Source organism: Chitinophaga rupis, assembly GCF_900109685.1.
GTDB classification, from domain to species: Bacteria; Bacteroidota; Bacteroidia; order Chitinophagales; family Chitinophagaceae; genus Chitinophaga; species Chitinophaga rupis.
Map to the genome: position 1 here is coordinate 1 of NZ_FOBB01000003.1, position 19,630 is coordinate 19,630.

13 protein-coding genes and 1 tRNA gene are annotated in these 19,630 nt (G+C 46.7%); 7 read left to right on the top strand and 7 right to left on the bottom strand.

Features of this window, described 5'->3' with window-relative positions:
* The 5 genes from BMZ54_RS13165 to BMZ54_RS13185 form a co-directional block, all read right to left on the bottom strand.
* Positions 1–273 (bottom strand): transposase (locus BMZ54_RS13165; RefSeq protein WP_143081002.1); only part of this gene is annotated, 273 nt, incomplete at its 3' end.
* A gap of 109 nt (positions 274–382) precedes the next feature.
* Positions 383–1,012, bottom strand: a complete 630-nt coding sequence (locus BMZ54_RS13170) for a hypothetical protein (protein WP_089912009.1) — start codon at positions 1,010–1,012, stop codon at positions 383–385.
* Positions 1,013–1,180: 168 nt separating this feature from the next.
* Positions 1,181–4,339, bottom strand: coding sequence for a TonB-dependent receptor (locus tag BMZ54_RS13175; RefSeq protein WP_089912012.1), 3,159 nt, complete (start codon positions 4,337–4,339; stop codon positions 1,181–1,183).
* Positions 4,340–4,448: 109 nt separating this feature from the next.
* A complete protein-coding gene (locus tag BMZ54_RS13180) occupies positions 4,449–6,830 on the bottom strand; it encodes an ABC transporter permease (RefSeq protein ID WP_089912015.1) in 2,382 nt (793 codons plus the stop codon).
* A gap of 304 nt (positions 6,831–7,134) precedes the next feature.
* A tRNA-His gene (locus BMZ54_RS13185) sits at positions 7,135–7,208 on the bottom strand.
* A gap of 154 nt (positions 7,209–7,362) precedes the next feature.
* On the opposite strand from BMZ54_RS13185, the gene BMZ54_RS13190 reads away from it, so the two are divergent.
* The 3 genes from BMZ54_RS13190 (at position 7,363) to BMZ54_RS13200 (ending at position 13,595) form a co-directional block, all read left to right on the top strand.
* A complete protein-coding gene (locus BMZ54_RS13190) occupies positions 7,363–7,950 on the top strand; it encodes a DUF445 domain-containing protein (protein WP_089912018.1) in 588 nt (195 codons plus the stop codon).
* Positions 7,951–8,213: 263 nt separating this feature from the next.
* Positions 8,214–10,799, top strand: a complete 2,586-nt coding sequence (locus BMZ54_RS13195; RefSeq protein ID WP_089912021.1) for a TonB-dependent receptor — start codon at positions 8,214–8,216, stop codon at positions 10,797–10,799.
* Between the two features lie 336 nt (positions 10,800–11,135).
* Positions 11,136–13,595 carry a TonB-dependent receptor gene (locus tag BMZ54_RS13200; RefSeq protein ID WP_162277530.1) on the top strand — a complete coding sequence of 820 codons (2,460 nt, stop codon included), beginning with the start codon at positions 11,136–11,138 and terminating at the stop codon, positions 13,593–13,595.
* On the opposite strand, the gene BMZ54_RS13205 is transcribed toward BMZ54_RS13200, so the two are convergent.
* On the bottom strand, positions 13,592–14,248 hold the full coding sequence (locus tag BMZ54_RS13205) for a protein-L-isoaspartate(D-aspartate) O-methyltransferase (protein WP_089912025.1): 657 nt from the start codon (positions 14,246–14,248) through the stop codon (positions 13,592–13,594). The genes BMZ54_RS13200 and BMZ54_RS13205 overlap by 4 nt on opposite strands.
* A gap of 223 nt (positions 14,249–14,471) precedes the next feature.
* On the opposite strand from BMZ54_RS13205, the gene BMZ54_RS13210 reads away from it, so the two are divergent.
* A complete protein-coding gene (locus tag BMZ54_RS13210; RefSeq protein ID WP_089912027.1) occupies positions 14,472–16,196 on the top strand; it encodes a phospho-sugar mutase in 1,725 nt (574 codons plus the stop codon).
* Between the two features lie 83 nt (positions 16,197–16,279).
* Here the strand turns inward: BMZ54_RS13210 and BMZ54_RS13215 are convergent, their stop codons facing one another.
* On the bottom strand, positions 16,280–16,777 hold the full coding sequence (locus tag BMZ54_RS13215; protein WP_089912030.1) for a phosphoribosyltransferase family protein: 498 nt from the start codon (positions 16,775–16,777) through the stop codon (positions 16,280–16,282).
* Positions 16,778–17,018: 241 nt separating this feature from the next.
* On the opposite strand from BMZ54_RS13215, the gene BMZ54_RS13220 reads away from it, so the two are divergent.
* The 3 genes from BMZ54_RS13220 (at position 17,019) to BMZ54_RS13230 (ending at position 19,623) form a co-directional block, all read left to right on the top strand.
* On the top strand, positions 17,019–18,335 hold the full coding sequence (locus BMZ54_RS13220; RefSeq protein WP_089912034.1) for a 4Fe-4S dicluster domain-containing protein: 1,317 nt from the start codon (positions 17,019–17,021) through the stop codon (positions 18,333–18,335).
* Positions 18,336–18,397: 62 nt separating this feature from the next.
* Positions 18,398–18,766 (top strand): four helix bundle protein, encoded by a 369-nt coding sequence (locus BMZ54_RS13225; protein WP_089912037.1) that lies wholly within the window; start codon positions 18,398–18,400, stop codon positions 18,764–18,766.
* Between the two features lie 74 nt (positions 18,767–18,840).
* A complete protein-coding gene (locus BMZ54_RS13230; protein WP_089912040.1) occupies positions 18,841–19,623 on the top strand; it encodes a (Fe-S)-binding protein in 783 nt (260 codons plus the stop codon).
* Positions 19,624–19,630 lie beyond the last annotated feature (7 nt).

Here is a 19,630-nt window from a genome sequence, read left to right on the forward strand (position 1 = left end):
TTCCTTTAATTGTTTTTCCTTATCTGTATTGGAGGCTCCTGCTTTTAGGTCCGGTGAGCCAACTGCTGGAGCATTTTTAACTACTGGCAGCTGATCCTGGCTGTAATGCCTTTCGTACCAGGACACCATACTCCTAACGACCTCTCTGTTTTTAAGGCCGTACTTCTTTGCCAACTCCCCATAGCTTTGATCTGTCGATAGATATTCCCGGGCAACGCTGATTTTCAAGGTCTCGGCGTAGATAGGAGGTGGTCCTAATGATTTTCCTTTCATGTTAGTAATTTAATTAATCCTTAATTAACCCCCAACATGTAAAGTCAATTCTGAATCAATACAGATCCATCACCAGCAGGCAGCCAGGAGATCAGCTCTTTATGCAGCATCAGGAGGCACCCTTTTCAGTTAATGCCGGCATTCTGCGCAGCTCCATCTTCAGCCATTCTATGGCCTGGTTCTGTAAAGTGTTACCGGCCTGGCCCTGCATGAGCTTTAGCCCCAGCTTTTTACCCGCATGTTCAAACAGGGGCTTATCGCTGGTAATGCGCCATAAAACATGCGGTTTGGTGCAGATCAGGAACTGGCAGTCCCAGGTAAGATAAAACGGCTGATAGGCGTGGTTGGCAAGGGCGCCGGAGCTATCCGGTTCCTGGGGCAGATCTTCTTTCTTTTGCAGGGGCTCTGCAAATAACCAGTACCAGATATTCTGCAGCTCATGAATGTATTCCACCACCCGCACCTTGTCGTACCCTGTGAATTGCAGTATATAGCGGTTATTGGCAGCAGCTTTCAGGAAAACGGGCAGGCCATGGTGTACTTTGGTCCAGTTATTAAAATCCTGGGGCCGTACCAGGTTAAAACCCAGCTTGCTCAGGCGGGGAGCCTGTAAGCGTAAAGGTTGCAGCTGATCACACAATGCCGTCAGTATAGGATAGTGATGTTCTGAGATCCTGATCACCTCCTTTCCCAGGGCAAAATAATTGCCCATTCTAACCTCCTCTAATTCAACTGGCATAGCCCTTCTTTTTCTGTAAAGCTAATATTTTTAGCAAAAAACTAAAAAATATAGTTTCAAGGTATGATGGGCGCTGCTCCAGCGGAGCTTAAACAAATAAAAAACGGGAAGCTTTTGAAGGCTTCCCGTTTTGGTGGATGAAGCGTGTTCATCCTTTATTCAGCATTATCAGAATCCATATCTTACACCTATCTGTACCTGGTAAGGATTACCACTTAAAGCAGAAACACCTGCATTGGTATTAACCGCATACTTGTAGGTATTTGTAGTGGCATCAAAGCTCTTGATCGTGTATAAGCTGGTTGCGCCAACATTATGGTTTACACCCCAGTCCCTGTTCAGCGCATTAGCCACGTTAAACATGTCCATAGATACCTCCAGGTATTGTTTTCTGAAGGTCTTTATCTTTTTTGCCAGCCTTATATCAAACACACCATAGAAAGGATTTACGCCGCCATTCCGCTCAGCTATCTTGCCAAAGCTTTTCCGGATATAATCTTTTGTGCCCTTTTCTACAGTGGGATTTGCCAGAATAGCATTTATACCATCCTTCAGGTATTGCGGCGTACTGGCGGAATTGGGATCGTATACATAAGCCAGGTCGTTAGTGGCAACAAAGTCGCCGTTCACATTCCCGTTAACTACCAGGGAATAACGGGTGCCGCCAATGCCGGAGAAACGAACACCGGCGCTGATACCCCAGAAGGTAGGCGCTGTTCCGTAAACCACTATCTTATTTCTGAACTGGTTATCGGAATAGGTTGTTTTGCTCAGATCGCGCGGATCGTCTTTTATGTACTGTACCAGCGTTGCGGTATTTGCTACGTTACCGTTATAGGAAGTATTGTCCTTGGTCTGGTTCCAGGTGTAGGAAAAAGCAATTTCCCCATCTCTGAAATAACGATAGCTACCGTCTACTACAAATGCCATCTGGTTTACCTTTCCGGTGCTTACCAGCTCCAGCACACGGCCTACCTGTGTTGTTTTACGGCTCTGGGTCCAGTCGGCAGAACCATTTATAGTATTGATAGTAGATGCGGGTACATATACCCCGCGGTTATCTTCTGCAGCAATACGGAAGTAAGGCTGCTCCACCATGTTACGGTCTACATACGTGTAATTGTTACGGCCAAAGGTCAGGTAACCGTTCACACTCATCCTGAAGTTTTCATTAAAGAAATGCGAATAGGACGCGTTAGCCTTATAAACGGTAGGTACTTTAGCATCTTTACCATTCATATTGATGGTGGCCAGTTTTGGAATATTGGGATTATTCAGCAGATCCATACCGGGGGCAGATGCAGGATCCTTACGGTAGGATACAAAATTCGGGCTGGGCACCATTGCGCCGGTAAGATCAACGCCAACGATATGTGAGCCATCGAACAGCATATTGTTGATCATGGAATAAGGGTTCAGCGCAGAGCCTAAGATACCACCACCTACTCTGATGATATCACGTTTGTTCTGTCCTACATCCCAGGTGGCCTGGATACGGGGCTGTACCTGCAAAGTCCTCAGCTTATTAGCGGTATTTAGACCAAGTGTATTGAACACGGTTTCGTTATAGTTCGCCTGGTTCAGGTATGCGGTATAATCCACCCGTACACCGGCAGTGATATCAAAGCCGGGGAACAGGCTGGTTTGCATTTGCGCATAGATATTCGGCGCCAGGATATTAAACTTGACGTTATGATCATCTGTTAAATAAATATCCCTTGCAAAACGGTAAGGCGTAAGGTTATCAAAATTATTCAGGCCGGTAAAATAAAAGCGGCCATTGGTTTCGCTTCCGTAAATGGAATTCTGATTGGTAAACGTAACGCCACCTCCAAAGGTAAAGCGGGTCTTATCTGTATTCCAGTATACATTATCTATCAGCTGTACCAGGTTATTATTGAAATAGTCGCCACCATAACGCTGACCGCCTAACTGAATGGCAGTGGTTACCGTTGAGCTGTCGCTGGCCTTGGATTGAATATTCTGTACAATGGCCCTGGGAATGTTAGCTGCCGGCAGCTGATCGTTGGCAAACAATTTATTGTATTCCCAATAGTGCTGCAGTTTCAGCTCATTGGTCAGGTTAGAGCTGATGGAAGTACGCAGGGAGGCGATCAAACTATTGTTTAAGCTTTTGCGGGAGCTGTACACCTCATAGATGTTAATAGCAGTATTATCCCCATCTGACTGGTTATCCATATCATAAATAAAGTTGTCCCTGACAGTCAGCAGGTTCTTCTGGTTTAACTGCCAGTCGATCCTTCCGAAAACAGCATGGGTATTTTTCTTTTTATCAAACTGGCCAAACTGGGGGGTGGCGGCAACGCCATATTTGGCCCTTGCAATAGTCAGGAACTGATCCAGCGTAGCCTGCGTTACATTAAATCTTTTTTCATCGGCCGCTGACTGGATGTTGGCTATATATAAAGGATGAGAATCTTCCTGGTGATCCCAGGCAAAAAAGAAATGCGCTTTATCTTTAATAATAGGCCCACCTATTGAGAAGCCATACTGATAGGTAGAAAAGGGCTGATTACGTTTCTGTCCGTTCAGGCCGTACTGGCTGGATAGCCAATCCGTACGCAGAAAGGTAAAGGCGCTTCCTGTTAACGTGTTGGTACCTGATTTGGTAACCGTACTTACAGTACCGCCGCCTGCATTCCCATACGTAACATCATATTGGTTGGTAACCACCTGAAACTCGCGCACAGCTTCCATAGTAATGGAGTAAGCCCCGGTAGGCTGCCCGCCGGAAATGGTACCCCTGGCCGCCATACCGTCAATGGTAAAGTTGGTGGCGGATGCCAGCTGCCCGGATAAGTTGGTGCCGCTGCTTAAAGGAGAAAGATCCATGAGCGAGGTAAAATTACGGCCGTTCACCGGCAGCTTTGCTATATCCCTTGCCGTTACAGCAGTGGATGCACCTATATTTTCAATCTTATTTTTAAGGGATCCTGCGGTAACAACAACGGCCTGCAGGTCGGTCAGTTTCTCCGCCATGCTGAAAGTAACCTTCAGCAGATCGCCCTGGTTCAATGCATAACCGGTTTGTTTCTGGGACACCATTCCCATTGCTTCCACCGTAATGGAATAGGGAGCGCCCAATGGCAGCTCTTTCAAAAAAAACTCACCTTTATCATTGGATACAGCTCTTGTCTGAAATCCTGTTGACTCATTTTTTACCAGTATGAATGCACCTGGTAATGGTGTGTTGTTTGTTCCGCTTACTTTACCGGAAATGCCTGCCAGGTTGGTTTGTGCTATTGAATAAATAGCAAACAGACACAGAATAATACTAAAGAATGATCCTCTTAAAAGATTCATCATGACGGTTTTAAATTTGCATTTAGGAAGGTGCAAATATTAAAACCGTATGTTAAGGCCGCTTTAACAAAGTATTAACGTTGTATAAAGGATTTGCTACTGGAATGAGTATTTACTCCGCCCGCAAACTATTTACCGGGTTAGCAATGGCTGCTTTTATTGTTTGGAAAATCACAGTCAGTAAAGTTATAAGAATGATGGAGGCTCCTGTTACGATGAACAGGACCCCATTTATGGTGATATGATAGGCAAAGTTCTGCAGCCATTGATCAGCAGCCCACCAGGATATAGGTATAGCTATTAAAAATGCCAGCAGCACCAGCTTGAAGAAGTCTGCTGATAACATTGTTGCAATATTAAGAACAGAGGCACCGATCACCTTGCGGATGCCAATTTCCTTTTGCCGTTTTTGAGCAGAGAAGGCAACCAAACCAAACAAACCAAGACATGAAATAACAATAGCAATTCCTGCGAAGTAGCGTGATAGTATGGCAACCCGTTCCTCAGAGGCGTATAACACGTGATAATCATTATTCAGGGTGCTATACTCAAAAGGAAGTCCCGGGTTAAATTTATTATATACCCGCCCGATCCGGGTGAGCGTTTCTTTTTCAGCTCCTGCTTTGACCTTAACAAGAATATTGCCGGCACCCGTTTGATAGCTTAAAAAGAAAGGGCCCAGCTTTTTGTGCAACGATTCAAAATGAAAGTCTTTTACCACGCCAATGATATGCTTCTCATTTCCCCAGAGCTTTACGGTTTGGCCTACAGGATTCTTCAGCTTCATAGCGGCAATGGCTGTTTCATTAAAAATAACGCCGGTACTGTCGGAACTGATTTTCCTGGAAAACATACGCCCTTCTTTCATGCTCAAACCAATGGTTTCCATCAGATCATAATCAACATACAGGCCGCTAAATTCAATACGTCCTGTTTTCCCCGGCCAGTCTATACCGCCACCGCCGCTGTGATTGCCCAGCATATCCCCCTCTACATCCGATGCATTTATAACACCCGGTGTATTTTTAAGCTCCGAAAGAAAGGAAGAGAGATCCTCCTGGATCTTTCCCTCATTTGTAATACGGATGATATTATCTTTATTATACCCCAGATTTTTAGTTTGTATGAGCTTCATTTGCCAATAAACAACCAGCACCGATACGATCAGCACAACAGAAATAGTGAATTGGAACACCACTAATCCTTTTCTTATCCAGGATTCACCTGCAGCGGTATTTGATCCGCCTTTTAATACCCTTAAAGGTTTGAAGCCGGAGAGGTACAAAGCAGGATAGCTGCCTGCTATAAAACCGGTAGCCAGGGTAATGCCTGTAAGCGAAAGAATAAAGCTGGCATCGAAATGCAGGGTAAGATCCTTTCCTGTAATGCCTTTAAATGCAGGTAAGGAAATAATAACCAGCAGCAGGGCTATGACAAGTGATAAAAGAGCCATCAGTGCAGATTCACCCAGGTACTGGAGAATAAGGGATCTCCGGCTGGCGCCAACCACTTTTTTTATTCCCACTTCTTTTAATCTTTGAGAAGCTTTGGCAGTGGAAAGGTTCATAAAATTAATACAAGCTATGATCAGTATAAAAAAGGCTATGATGGAAAATAGCTTTACATATTCTATTCTGCCGCCTGAGACCTTACCATTTTCATAATGGTTATATAAATATTTACCGGAATAATGCTGGAGAAATAAAGTGCCATCCGATTCAGCACCATTTTTTGACCTAATAAAATCCTTTATCTTTTTATCGACCTGCTGCGGATCGATCCCTTTTTTCAGGACAACATAAGTGGATGGATCGCTGCTATACCAGTTTATATCCTGCCGGGTGGTTGCAACATATAATGGATGGCTGAACAAAATATCAAACTGAAGGGTTGAGTTGGAAGGGGGTGCTTCAAAAATACCGGAAACCATATATGTTCCATTTACAGGATCTCCTTTACCCCTGTACCAGGTTATTGTTTTACCTGTTATATTCCTGAAGTCATGAAATAATTTTATTGCTATATCTTTTGATAAAAGCACATCAGACTTGTTTGAAAAAGCCTGCTCTTTATTTCCTTCAATGAGATGATAGGAAAAAATATTGAAAAAATTGCCGGTTACAAACAGGCCTCTTGCTTTGATGCCCGTGTTACTTACAGAAAGTAATCCTTTAGGGTTCTCCGTTTCATCAGGCGACTGTGTCATTGCTACGTCTTCGATTCCGGGTACTTCCTCCTTCAGTGCTTCAGCTAAAAGGTCTGGTGTATGTTCAGTGGTCATAATACCGCCATCGGCCAGCGGTACGTTTTGCATTACCTGGTAAAGGCGGCTATCTTTCTCATGAAAATTATCGACCTGTAATTCATCATTGACCCACAAATAGATCAGCACAGCACAAGCCAGGCCCGTAGAAAGTCCTAATAGATTAAGGAAACTGAACTGACGGTCTTTTACAAGGTTGCGCCAAATGAGTTTGAAGTAAATTTTAGACATAAGGAGCTCTTTTTCTTATGGACTAAGACTGTTGTTGGAACGAGACCTGTTCCGGGTAGTTTTTACATGCAAAACAATGAGGGGGCAAGGATGATGCCGGTTCCTATAGTAATTGATTATGAATTGGTTGTATAGAATTATCCTTCTTAACTGTCCGAATATGCACATTAAGTGTGCATTTTTAAGTAAGCCGGATCTATCTGCCATTGCCCATACCCTTTGGTGAGGTAAGCCAATTTTCGCGCGCAATACAGTGAAATAAAAGAAAAAGGGCCTCTGTTACCAGAAGCCCTCTCAAATTTCGGGTGGATGATGGGGTTCGAACCCACGACCCCTAGAACCACAATCTAGTGCTCTAACCAGCTGAGCTACAACCACCGTTTCATTTTGCGGACTGCAAAGATAAGTGAAATCATTCTCAATTTCCAAATAGCTGCCTAAAAAAATTCTATCCTGCCAGTCCACCTTAACAATCCGCCGCTATTTGCTCATTTTTCCCTTTCTTTGCGCTCTTTAAAACTGTGAGTTTACAATGTCTATCTACCTGATTCCGTTCATCTCCGCTTTCATAGGATGGTTCACTAACTGGATCGCCATTAAAATGCTGTTCCATCCCCGGCAGCCTATGAACCTGGGTTTTATGACCCTGCAGGGCATCTTTCCCAAACGGCAGCAGCAGTTTGCCCAAAAGCTGGGCAAGCTGGTAGCAGATGAGCTGCTATCCTTTGAAGACATCCGCGAAAAGCTCACCGATCCCGAAAAGATCAAAAATATTATCCCCCTGGTTGAAGATCACCTGGAACATTTCCTGCGTGTAAAACTGCCGGATGCTATGCCCGTGCTTTCCATGTTCATTGGCGACAGCACCATTAAACAGATCAAGGATGTGCTGGTAAAAGAGCTGGATACCCTTTTCCCCATGATGATAGCCCAATACCTGGACAATGTAAAAGACGAGCTGGACCTGGAACGTATTGTGACCGACAAGGTAGCTGCTTTTTCTTCTGATAAGCTGGAACAGATCCTGCAGGGAATTATGTCGCGCGAGTTCCGTTTCGTAGAGATCATTGGCGGTGTGCTGGGTTTCCTGATCGGGTTGCTGCAGCTGCTAATGGCGTAAGCATATCAATACCGCGCATTACAGCGCTTATCCCTATTTAAATACTGCGGGATGGCTGCTTCCGGCAGCCCGGCACCAGCTGATTGTTAATTACTGTTAAGACCTTTTACCGCTGTTTTTATTGGTTTCCTCGGCTAAAATACCCCATTCGTCATATTAGGCAAAGCGGCATATAAATTACCAATAATTTTGTGCCCGGCATCGAACCCAAATCACCTGTTAATATTTTCACACTACAATTAAGATCAACGAATATAAGAGCGATGAAACAATGGTACGTTTTACTGGCCGCGGCCCTGTTAGGGCACGCATCCTTACATGCGCAAATACCAATTATGCCCGCTACCGGCGGCAAACAGGGAGCAGCAGCAGGCGCCCGTGGCGGCGCTAACGGCCAGCGGCAAATGCCCCAGATCGGACATGTTTATGGTAAGCTGGTAGATGCTGACACCAAAAAGCCTATTGGTTATGCGGCAGTAGCCCTGCTGAAACTGCGCGATTCCAGCGTGGTAACCGGTATGCTCACCAAAGAGAACGGCGAATTTAACTTTGAGAACCTGCCTTTTGGCACCTTTAATATGCGCATTACCTTTATGGGTTATGGCAGCATTTATAAAAAGGTGGCCATCAGCCCCCAGACCATGGACCAGGACCTGGGCAACCTGAAAATGCGGCCGGATTCCAAACTACTGGGCACCGTGGAAGTTACCGGGCAAAAAAGCGCCTTTACCATGGGTATTGATAAAAAGGTGTTTAACGTAGACCGTAACCTGGTAAGCGTGGGCGGCACCGCGCAGGATGTGCTGAAGAACGTGCCTGCCGTGAATGTGGATATTGACGGGAATGTAACCGTACGTAATGCCTCCCCCACCATTTTTGTGGATGGTAAACCCTCTACCCTTACCCTGGACCAGATACCGGCAGACGCTATTGAAAGCGTGGAGCTGATCACCAACCCCTCTGCCCGGTATGATGCGGAAGGCATGTCCGGCATCCTGAACATTGTGCTGAAAAAGAACCGGCGTGCAGGCATTAACGGTATGGTAACCGCAGGTATTGGCACCGGCGATAAATACAACGGCGGCGGCAACATTAATGTGCGCCAGGGAAAGGTGAATGTATTTGCCAACTACATGGTGAATGCCAACCGCAACTGGGGCGATGGTACTACGGACCGTACCAACTACCTGAATGGCGATACCAGCTTCCTGCACCAGCAAAGCAACAGCCGCAGCACCCCTACTTTCCAGTTTGGCCGGGTAGGTTTGGATTATTATCTGGATAACCGCAACACCATCTCTGTTTCACAGAATATTGTAGACGGTAATTTTAAGAACTACGAGGACCTGCGCAGCACCTTTAATAAAGGCGATTCCCTGAGCAACCGTATTAATAACAACAAGTTCGGTTTCCGCAACTACACTACTGCGCTGGATTTCAAACATACTTTTGCAGAACCTAACCGGGAATTGTCGGCCAGTGTTAACTATAACTACAGCACCAATAACCGCAACGGTGATTTTAATACACAGCCGCTTACGCCGGACGGGTTGCCTACCGGGCAGGCTGCTTTGCAGAACAACCACTCCGACGGTAAAACCACCTTTATTACCGCACAAACGGATTATACCGATCCTATTGGTAAGAATGGCAAGCTGGAGCTGGGCTTAAAGACCACCCTCCGTAATTACAGCAGCATTTACAATGTGTATGACCAGGATTCCATCACAAAGGGTTACACGTTTAACGATCTGCTGTCTAACGACTATAAATACAAAGAACAGATCTATGCAGGATATGTCAACTACTCCGGCACCGTTGGTAACTTTGGCTACCAGGGTGGCTTACGTGTGGAGCAGTATGTTTACTCCGGTGAGATCCCCAGCGAAGGAATGAAGTTCAAGCCTACCAAAGCCACGCCGGGTTTCTTCCCCAGCATATACCTGTCGCAGAAGTTCAAGAACGACCAGGAGCTGCAGCTGAACTACAGCCGCCGCGTAACCCGTCCCAACTTTTTTCAGCTGATACCTTACCGCGATTATACTGACCCGCTGAACCAGCGCGAGGGTAACCCGAACCTGAAACCGGAGTATACCAACAGCCTGGAATTTTCTTATGCCAAGAACTGGAAGAACAGCAATTTCCTGGGCTCCATTTACTACCGGAATACCAATAACCTGCTGTCTACCATCAGCGTGCCTTTAGGGAAAGATACCCTGCTCACCACCTTTGTGAATGCGGATAAGAATAACTCTTACGGCGCGGAGCTGACCGGTAAAAAAACCTTCTTTGGTATCTGGGATGTAACGGCCAACGTTAACCTGTACCGCACGGAAATTTCTGTAACACAGGATAAAGAAGTATTTAAGAACAGCAACTTTAGCTGGAATGCAAAGCTCAATTCAGAGACCAAGCTTCCGGCTAACTTTACACTGCAGATCAGTGGTAACTACCAGGCGCCAACCATAGCCCTGCCTAACAACAGCGCCGGTGGCGGTGGTGGTGGACGCGGCGGCGGAGGCGGTGGTTTTATGATGGTGCCCACCTCTGCCCAGGGTACTATTAAAGGCTTCAGCAGTATGGATATAGGTTTGAAAAAGGATTTCCTGAAGAACAAAACAGCCTCCCTTACCCTGGCCCTTTCCGATGTATTTAATACCCGCCAGTATGAGCTGAACCAGGTAGCGCCGGCTTTCTCGCAGGACTATATCCGTAAGCGTGAGTCGCGCATACTGCGCCTTACTTTTGCTTACCGCTTTGGCAAGTTCGATGCACAGATCTTCAAACGTAAGAACACAAAAGCAGAGCGCGAGAATATGCAGAATATACAGGGCGAGCAATCGTTCTAATTACGAATTATTCAATTACGAATTACGAATTGGGTACTTCATAAAGGAAGTCCTGCACCAGGTGCAGGACTTTTCTATTTATAAACGGGCTCCTGTTTGTTGAACTGGGATACGCGCTATAGTTATATTTATTTGATCCCGTTTTTACTCCGCTGCATTCAATTATTCATAACCGTAATTATTTTCAATGGCATTCATGTCCCACTTCGGCGGGATCGTAATTCGTAATTGAATAATTCGTAATTCTCCACCCCATCCACCGCTCATCATAAATCACTCCCGGTTCCCCCTTAGATGAATATTTTTACGGTATTAATGCTATCATTCCACCTGATCATGAACAGTCGCTTACTACTCGTATGCGTATTGTTGTGCGGCTATTACCATGCTTTAGCGCAGGACAATACCCCCAATGCAACCATTAAAGTTTCCGGCAAGGCGCTGGACGGGGCCACCGGCAAACCGGTAGAGTATGCGTCTGTAGTACTCCTGCATAAAGCCGATTCCACCGTAGCTTATGGCATGTACACCCAGCCTACCGGCAACTTCAGCTTTACAGCTGTAAAACCCGGCGACTACGTGCTGCGCATTACCTTCATGGGATATGAGAAAATGGAGAAAGAGGTACGTGTTACAGCGCTGAAACCATCCACCACAGTAGGTACCCTGCGTTTGCATACAGCCGGCAAAGTATTATCTGCCGTGGAAATAAAAGCAGAAAAACCGGCTTTCAGCATGCAGATAGACCGGCAGGTATTTGACGCCGGCAGCATGGTAACCGCAGACGGCGGCACCGGTACCGACCTGTTAAAGAACGTGCCCGGCGTTGATGTGGATATTGACGATAATGTAACCCTGCGTGGCAAAAGCGTAACCATTTATGTGGATGGTAAACCCTCTCCCTTTGGCGACGCCAAAACAGCCCTGCAAATGATACCCGCAGAAACGGTAGATCATGTGGAAGTGATCAGCAACCCATCCGCCAAGTTTGAAGCCCAGGGCGGCGGCGGCATCATTAACATTGTGCTTAAAAAAGATAAGGCTGTTGGTTATAACGTGATGTTCAACGGCGGGGTAGCCACCCGCGGGCAGCTGAACGGCAGCGTGAACGGCAGCCTGCGCATACGGCGCTTTAACTTTTTTGCCAATTACTATGGCCGCTACGGCTCACAGGCAGGCAGTGGTTTCAGCAACCGCCATAACCTGGTGCCGGATAGCTCCAACACCGCCTACTTTACACAGGCTAACAACAGCCATAACAGCGATGGCTCGCATGGCGGACGCCTGGGCCTGGATTATTACCTGGATAAATACAATACCGTATCCATTTCTGAAGGTATTAACTTCAGCAACGGAAATAATGAAAATCATATCCTGCTTAATTACCTGGATGCAGATAAACAAAACCTGCGCTCCGGCGACCGTAATAACAGCAGCCATTATTATAACCCGAACAATAATACCAACTTTAACTTCCGGCACACCACCAATAAGGAGAACGAGGAGCTGACCGCTTATGTAAGCTACAGCAACAACAAGGGCAATAGTAACAGTGACTACTATACGCTGTACCAGAAACCCGGCGGTGCCGAAGATCCGGACCGGCAATCCAACACCGGCCTTAATCACAACCAGTTCTGGAATGCACAATCGGACTATACCACGCCAATGGGTAAAAAAGGTAAGTTTGAAGCGGGTGTAAAAGGTACTTTCCGGAAAATAGATAATGATTACACAGCCCTGCTGTTTAATTATGATACGGACCAGTTTGAGAAAAGCAACAGCCTCTCCAACACATACTCTTACAAACAAAATATCTATGCGGGTTATGTGAATGTGTCCAGCGCTATTGGTAACCTGGGTTACCAGGTAGGCGCCCGTATAGAGCAGGCGCAGTTAAAAGGATTCTCTTACAGCCAGAATGCTGCAGTGGATAACAGCTTCTTTAACGTATTTCCCAGTGTGTTCCTGAAGTATAATCTACCCCATAACCAGGACCAGAGCCTGGTGTTCAACTACGCTACCCGCGTGGACCGGCCGGATTTTAATGACCTGCTGCCTTATATTAATAACTCCGACCCGCAGAACATACGTACCGGTAACCCGGACCTGCAACCTTCGCTCACGCATAAGTTTGAAGTAAACTATTCGCAATACTATCCCAAATCGCACGACTTCCTGAACACGGGTGTATATTATTCACAAGCTAATGATGATATAGACCGCCTTAGCATACTGGATACCATTACCGGCATTACCACCACCAAACCCATGAACCTGGCCAAAGACCAGGACTGGGGCGGCAACTTCACCTACCAGCTGCACCTTTTCCGCTGGTGGGATGTAACCAGTAACCTGAACCTGGAATATAGCAAGCTTACAGGATCCGGCAGCTTCAGCACCCTTACCAATGAATACCTGACCTACGGCGTGAATGTAAACAGCACGCTTCGTTTACCATCCCACTTTAATGTACAGCTGCAGGGGCACTACCGCTCTCCCCGCGTATCGCCGCAGGGCACTACCAAAGCTATGAACGGTATAGACCTGGGCCTGCGTAAGGAGTTCCTGAAGAATAATGCGCTGGCTATTTCCCTGAATATTTCCGACCTCTTAAATACACAGCAATTCAGCAACCACTACGAAACGGAGGCTTTTATACAGGACTATGAGCGCAAACGCACCACACGTTTCATTCGCCTGAACCTGCGTTACCGGTTTGGAAAGATGGACCCGAATATGTTTAAGAAAAAGAAGCAGGTTGAAGAACCGGAAGAGCCCATCATTCACAATTAGGATCTTTTTCCGGAGAGCATCGGTACAAAAGAGAAGTTATCAAAGGTTTCCTGCTCATAATCATTATCGCCTGTTTTGGTGATGCGGATCATGCGCTGGATCTCGCTGCCGCCTACCGGCACCACCATCTTACCCCCGATCTTCATTTGCTGCAGCAGCTTGGGAGGTGTCTGCGGCGCCGCCGCAGTGATCAGTACCTTATCAAAAGGGGCAAAAGTGGGTAATCCTTCATAACCATCCCCATAAAAGAAGCGGATGGTGGGGTAACGGGATTTAAAAGGGAATTGTTTTACCTGGTCAAACAGCTTTTTTTGCCGCTCTATGGTGAACAGGTTGGCCTTTAGCTCGCCTAATACGCAAGCCTGGTAGGCACTGCCTGTACCTATTTCAAGTACTTTTTCAAAAGGTTTTACTTCCAGCAATTGGGTCTGGTAAGCCACCGTATAAGGCTGGGAAATGGTTTGCCCCTCGCCTATCGGGAATGCCCGGTCCTCATAAGCAATGCCTTCAAACGCGGTGTCTAGGAAATAATGCCTGGGAATGTTGTTGATAGCCGCTAGTACATTTTCGTCTGTGATGCCTTTCTGCCGAAGTGTGTCTACCAATTGTTTCCGCAATCCTTTTTGCTTGTAGGAATCGTCGTACCGCCTCATAGCCGCAAAATTAACCAAACCGGTCAATTTTCAATGCGGTGTGGATTACTTGTTTGAGCCGAAAGCAGAAAGCAGAAGGCAGAAAGCTAGTGCAGCGGAGTGTTTGGACTGCTTTTTGCTTTCTGCTTTCGGCTTTCAGCTTTTTTACTAACATAAGGAATGTCCACAGCAGGGGAAATACGTTTTTTCCTCTTTATATTTGGACCTCAAATAAAACAGGAACATGGATACTAATATCGAGAACAAGGTAAACCAGTGGCTGCAAGGCGGTTTTGATGCCGAAACCGTGGCCGCCGTTCAGCAACTGCAGCGCGGCAACCCCGATGAGCTGGCCGACGCTTTTTACCGTAACCTGGAGTTTGGCACCGGCGGCTTACGCGGCATTATGGGCGTAGGCACCAACCGGATGAACAAATATACCGTAGGTATGGCCACCCAGGGTTTTGCCAACTACCTGAAAAAAGCTGTAAAAGGTGAGATCAAAATAGCCATTGCCCATGACAGCCGTAACAACAGCCGTTATTTTGCGGAGGTAACAGCCAATGTAATGGCCGCCAACGGCATTAAAGTGTTCCTGTTTGAAGCCTTGCGTCCCACCCCGGAGCTTTCTTTCACCATCCGCCACCTGAAATGCCAGGGCGGCATAGTGCTAACCGCCTCCCACAACCCCAAGGAATACAATGGTTATAAAGCCTATTGGGACGATGGCGGCCAGCTGGTGCCCCCGCACGATAAAAATGTAATTGCAGAAGTAGAGAAAATAGCCGGTATAGATGAAGTGAAGTGGAGCGGCGGCGAAGCCAATATTACCGCTATTGGTAAAGACCTGGACGAAGCCTACCTGCAAATGCTGAAAAGCCTGTCCATTAACCCGGACATTATAGCGGCCCAGCATGATATGAAGATCGTGTACACGCCCATTCACGGTACCGGTATAACCCTGGTGCCTGAAATACTGAAACGCTTTGGCTTTACCAATGTACAGGTGGTACAGGAGCAGGCCACGCCGGATGGTAACTTCCCTACCGTGGTATATCCTAACCCGGAAGAGTCAGAAGCCATGAGCATGGGCCTTAAAAAAGCCAAAGAGCTGGATGCAGCTATCTTATTAGGTACGGATCCTGACGCAGATCGTGTAGGCATTGCCGTAAAAGACCTGAAAGGGGAATGGATCCTGCTGAACGGGAACCAAACTGCCGTGCTGCTGTTCAACTATATTATTGAAGGCCGTAAAAAGAAAGGCCTGAGCGGACCTACTGACTATGTGGGTAAAACCGTGGTAACCTCTGACCTGATAGATGTATTTGCTGCTAAGAACGGCGTACGCTGCTACAATGTGCTCACCGGCTTTAAGTGGATTGCCGACATGATCCGCGAAAAAGAAGGTAAGGAAAAGTTCATTTGCGGCGGGGAAGAGTCTTACGGATATATGATAGGCGACAACGTGCGCGACAAGGATGCCATTGCATCTGTAGCCATGATCTGCGAAATGGCGGCCTATGCCCGTAATGAAGGCCGCTCCCTGTACGAGCAGCTGATAGACATTTACGTGAAATACGGTTTCTATAAAGAGCAGCTGATCTCCATCACCAAAAAAGGTATGAAAGGCGCTGATGAAATTGCCGAAATGATGCGCAGCTACCGGGATGCACCGCCGGCTACCATTAACGGCTCGCCCGTGGTAAAGCTGTACGATTACCAGTTGCAGCAGGTAAAAGACCTGAAAACCGGCGCCACAGAGGCTATCAATCTGCCTAAGTCTAACGTACTGCAGTTTATACTGGAAGATGGCAGCAAGATCTCTGCACGTCCTTCCGGTACGGAACCTAAGATCAAGTTCTACTTCAGTGTGCAGCAGCCTTTGGCAGCTGCTAAAGACTTTGACCAGGTGAATACCCAGCTGGATGAGCGGGTGCAGAAGATAATAAAGGATATGAAGCTGAAATAAGCTGAAAGGTAAAAGCAAAAAGCATAAAGCTATGTGCGCGGTTCGCTGCATTGGCTTTATGCTTTTTGCTTTATGCTTTTACCCTACACCAGGTACGCAGAAAGGATCTCCTCCCCTTCCACATCTACCATGATCATATCCTGCAGGCTGGTGGAAAGTAAATAACCGGTAAAATCCACGGTTAATGGATAAGATTTATGCTTGCGGTCTACCAGCACCGCGGTCTGGATCTTACGCGGCAGGTATTGCAGAAAGGGTTTCAGGGCATATAACATGGTGCGGCCGGAGTTGGCCACATCATCTATTAATATAATTACCTTATCGTTCAGGTCTATATTTTCAGACAGCTTCACCTCCAGCGGGTGTTGTTTATCCAGGCGCAGCTCTATCAGCTTGATCTTAAACGGCGCGATCTTTTGCAGGATCCCGGCTATTTTTTGTGCCAGTATCATACCCCGGTCCCATATACCTACCAGTATCACTTCCTGCTCCGTGCTGTTGTGCTCATATATTTCATAAGCAATACGTTCCAGTTTCTTTTGAATAATGTCCTGGGTAAGGATCACATTTTTTGTTGCCATATGGATGCTTTGATGAGTGCAAAAGTAATAAAAATTGGGGTCCATGGTCGATGGTCCATAATCCATGGCGTTTAGCGCAAAAATATGCATTACGTGCTTAGGCAGCTGGCAAATCACGAAGTACTACCAAATGGTAAAGGCCACGGACCATCGACTATGGACCATCGACCATGGATCATCGACTATCAAAAAATTACTTACATTGCCAATAAACCGTAAATTAGAAAGTCAAATCTGGAATATGCATTTAGTACAGCAGCTTTTATTTGTAATGGTATTAGCAGCAGCCGTATACCTGTTTGCCCGTAAAGTGCGGGAGATCAGGCGTAATATACTGCTGGGGCGCGATGTATCCTTAAATGATAACCCCGGGGAACGCTGGCGTAATGTATTATTACTGGCCTTTGGACAAAAGAAAATGTTCCGCAACCCGCTGGTAGCTGTACTACACTTTTTCGTATATGCGGGCTTTATTATTATTAATGCAGAGATCCTGGAGATCATCCTGGATGGGGCAATAGGCACACACCGACTGTTTGCATCACCCCTAGGCAGCTTATACCCGGTGCTGATAGGCTGTTTTGAGATCCTGGCCGTGCTGGTGCTTAGCGGCTGCGCCATCTTTTTAATACGCCGTAATATCCTGAAACTGAAACGTTTTATTGGTCATGACCTGGACGGGTGGCCCCGCTCCGATGCCAATTATATCCTGATCACGGAAATAGTGCTGATGGTATTATTCCTTACCATGAACACCGCCGACCAGGTGCTGCAAAGCCGTGGCTCAGAGCACTATATAGCTACCGGCAATTTCTGGATCAGCGGCCTGCTAACGCCTTTATTGAACGGCCTGTCTGACAGCAGCTTAATGGCGCTGGAACGCGGTTGCTGGTGGCTGCATATTTTAGGCGTGCTGGCTTTTCTGAACTACCTGCCTTTTTCAAAACATTTACATATCATCCTGGCATTTCCCAACGCCTATTACGCCGATCTGCGGCCGAAGGGTAAAATGGAGAACATGCCTGCTGTACAAAAAGAAGTACAATTAATGCTGCAACCGGAGCTGGCCGCCAGCGAGCCGCCGGCAGAGGGTATTCCTAAGTTTGGCGCCAAAGACGTGCAGGACCTTACCTGGAAAAACCTGCTGGATGCCTATAGCTGTACAGAATGCGGACGTTGTACCGCCGCCTGCCCCGCTAATATTACCGGCAAAAAGCTCTCGCCCCGTAAGATCATGATGGATACCCGCGACCGGGCAGAAGAAGTTGGCCGCGCGCTTAATAAGCAAGGTACTTTCCAGGAAGATGGCAAAGCGCTGCTGCGCGATTATATTTCTGAAGAAGAGCTGCGCGCCTGCACTACCTGTAACGCCTGTGTGCAGGAATGCCCGGTAAGCATTAACCCGCTGCATATTATTTTACAGCTGCGCCGCCATTTGGTGATGGAAGAATCCAGCGCACCGGCAGAATGGAACATGATGTTCGGCAATATTGAAAATAATATGGCGCCCTGGAAGTTCTCACCGGACGACCGGGACCAGTGGGTAGTTGGCAGTTAGTAGTTGGCAGTGGGCAGTTATTGAAGCAAAGAATATTTATTATTTAAAGTACGTTTCATCCAATGGGTAGCCACAAAGACCTGATTGTTTATCAAAAGGCATTTGATGTAGCGATGAGGATATTTGAGATGACCAAACAATTCCCCAAAGAGGAAAAGTATAGTCTTATTGATCAGATCAGAAGATCTTCCAGGGCTATTTGCGTAAACCTGGCAGAAGCTTATAGAAAAAGAATATATAAAGCGCATTTTATTGCCAAATTAACGGATGCTGATATGGAAAGTACAGAAACACAAACCTGGTTGGATTTTGCTTTGAATTGTAATTATCTCAGCAGGCAGGATTATGAATATTGCATGCAACAGATGTCAGAAATTGGCAGGTTATTACATTATATGCAAACCTATCCTGAAAAATATCAACCTAAATAATAAACTATTACAATAGGTTGCAGTTTTGCATGGCGACTGCCAACTGCAAACTGCCAACTGCAAACTAGTATGGCATGACGATTAAAACAATGGCCGAATACGCCGCCAGCGGTGAAACACCAGAAGTGCTCTTTTGGGTGGGATGCGCAGGCAGCTTTGATCAGCGGGCACAAAAGATCACCAAAGCTTTTGCAACCATCCTGGATAAAGCAGGCATCCGCTTTGCCATCCTGGGTAAGGAAGAAAGCTGTACCGGCGATCCAGCCCGCAGGGCAGGCAATGAGTTCATATTCCAGATGATGGCGCAGAACAATATCCAGGTGCTGAATGGCTATGGCGTAAAGAAGATTGTTACGGCCTGTCCGCACTGCTTCAACATTTTCAAAAATGAATACCCGGAGCTGGGCGGTAACTATGAAGTGCTGCACCACACCTCTTTTTTACAACAGTTAATAGACGAAGGCAAAATAAAAATGACAGAAGGCGGCACCTTCAAAGGCCGCCGTATCACCTACCATGACTCCTGCTACCTGGGCCGGGCCAATAACATTTACGAAGCTCCGCGCAAAGTGCTGGAAGCGCTGGATGCCGAGCTGGTGGAAATGAAACGCTGCCGCAGCAAGGGACTCTGTTGCGGCGCCGGTGGTGCGCAAATGTTCAAGGAAGAAGAAAAAGGCATTACCCGTGTGAACTTTGAACGTGGCCGCGAAGCCGTGGACACCGGCGCTACCGTAATTGCCGCCAACTGCCCCTTTTGTATGACCATGCTTACGGATGGCGTAAAAGAGCAGGGCAAGGAAGACAGCGTACAGGTGCTGGACATTGCCGAGATAGTAGCCAAACAGCTGGGCGATTAATGTGAAT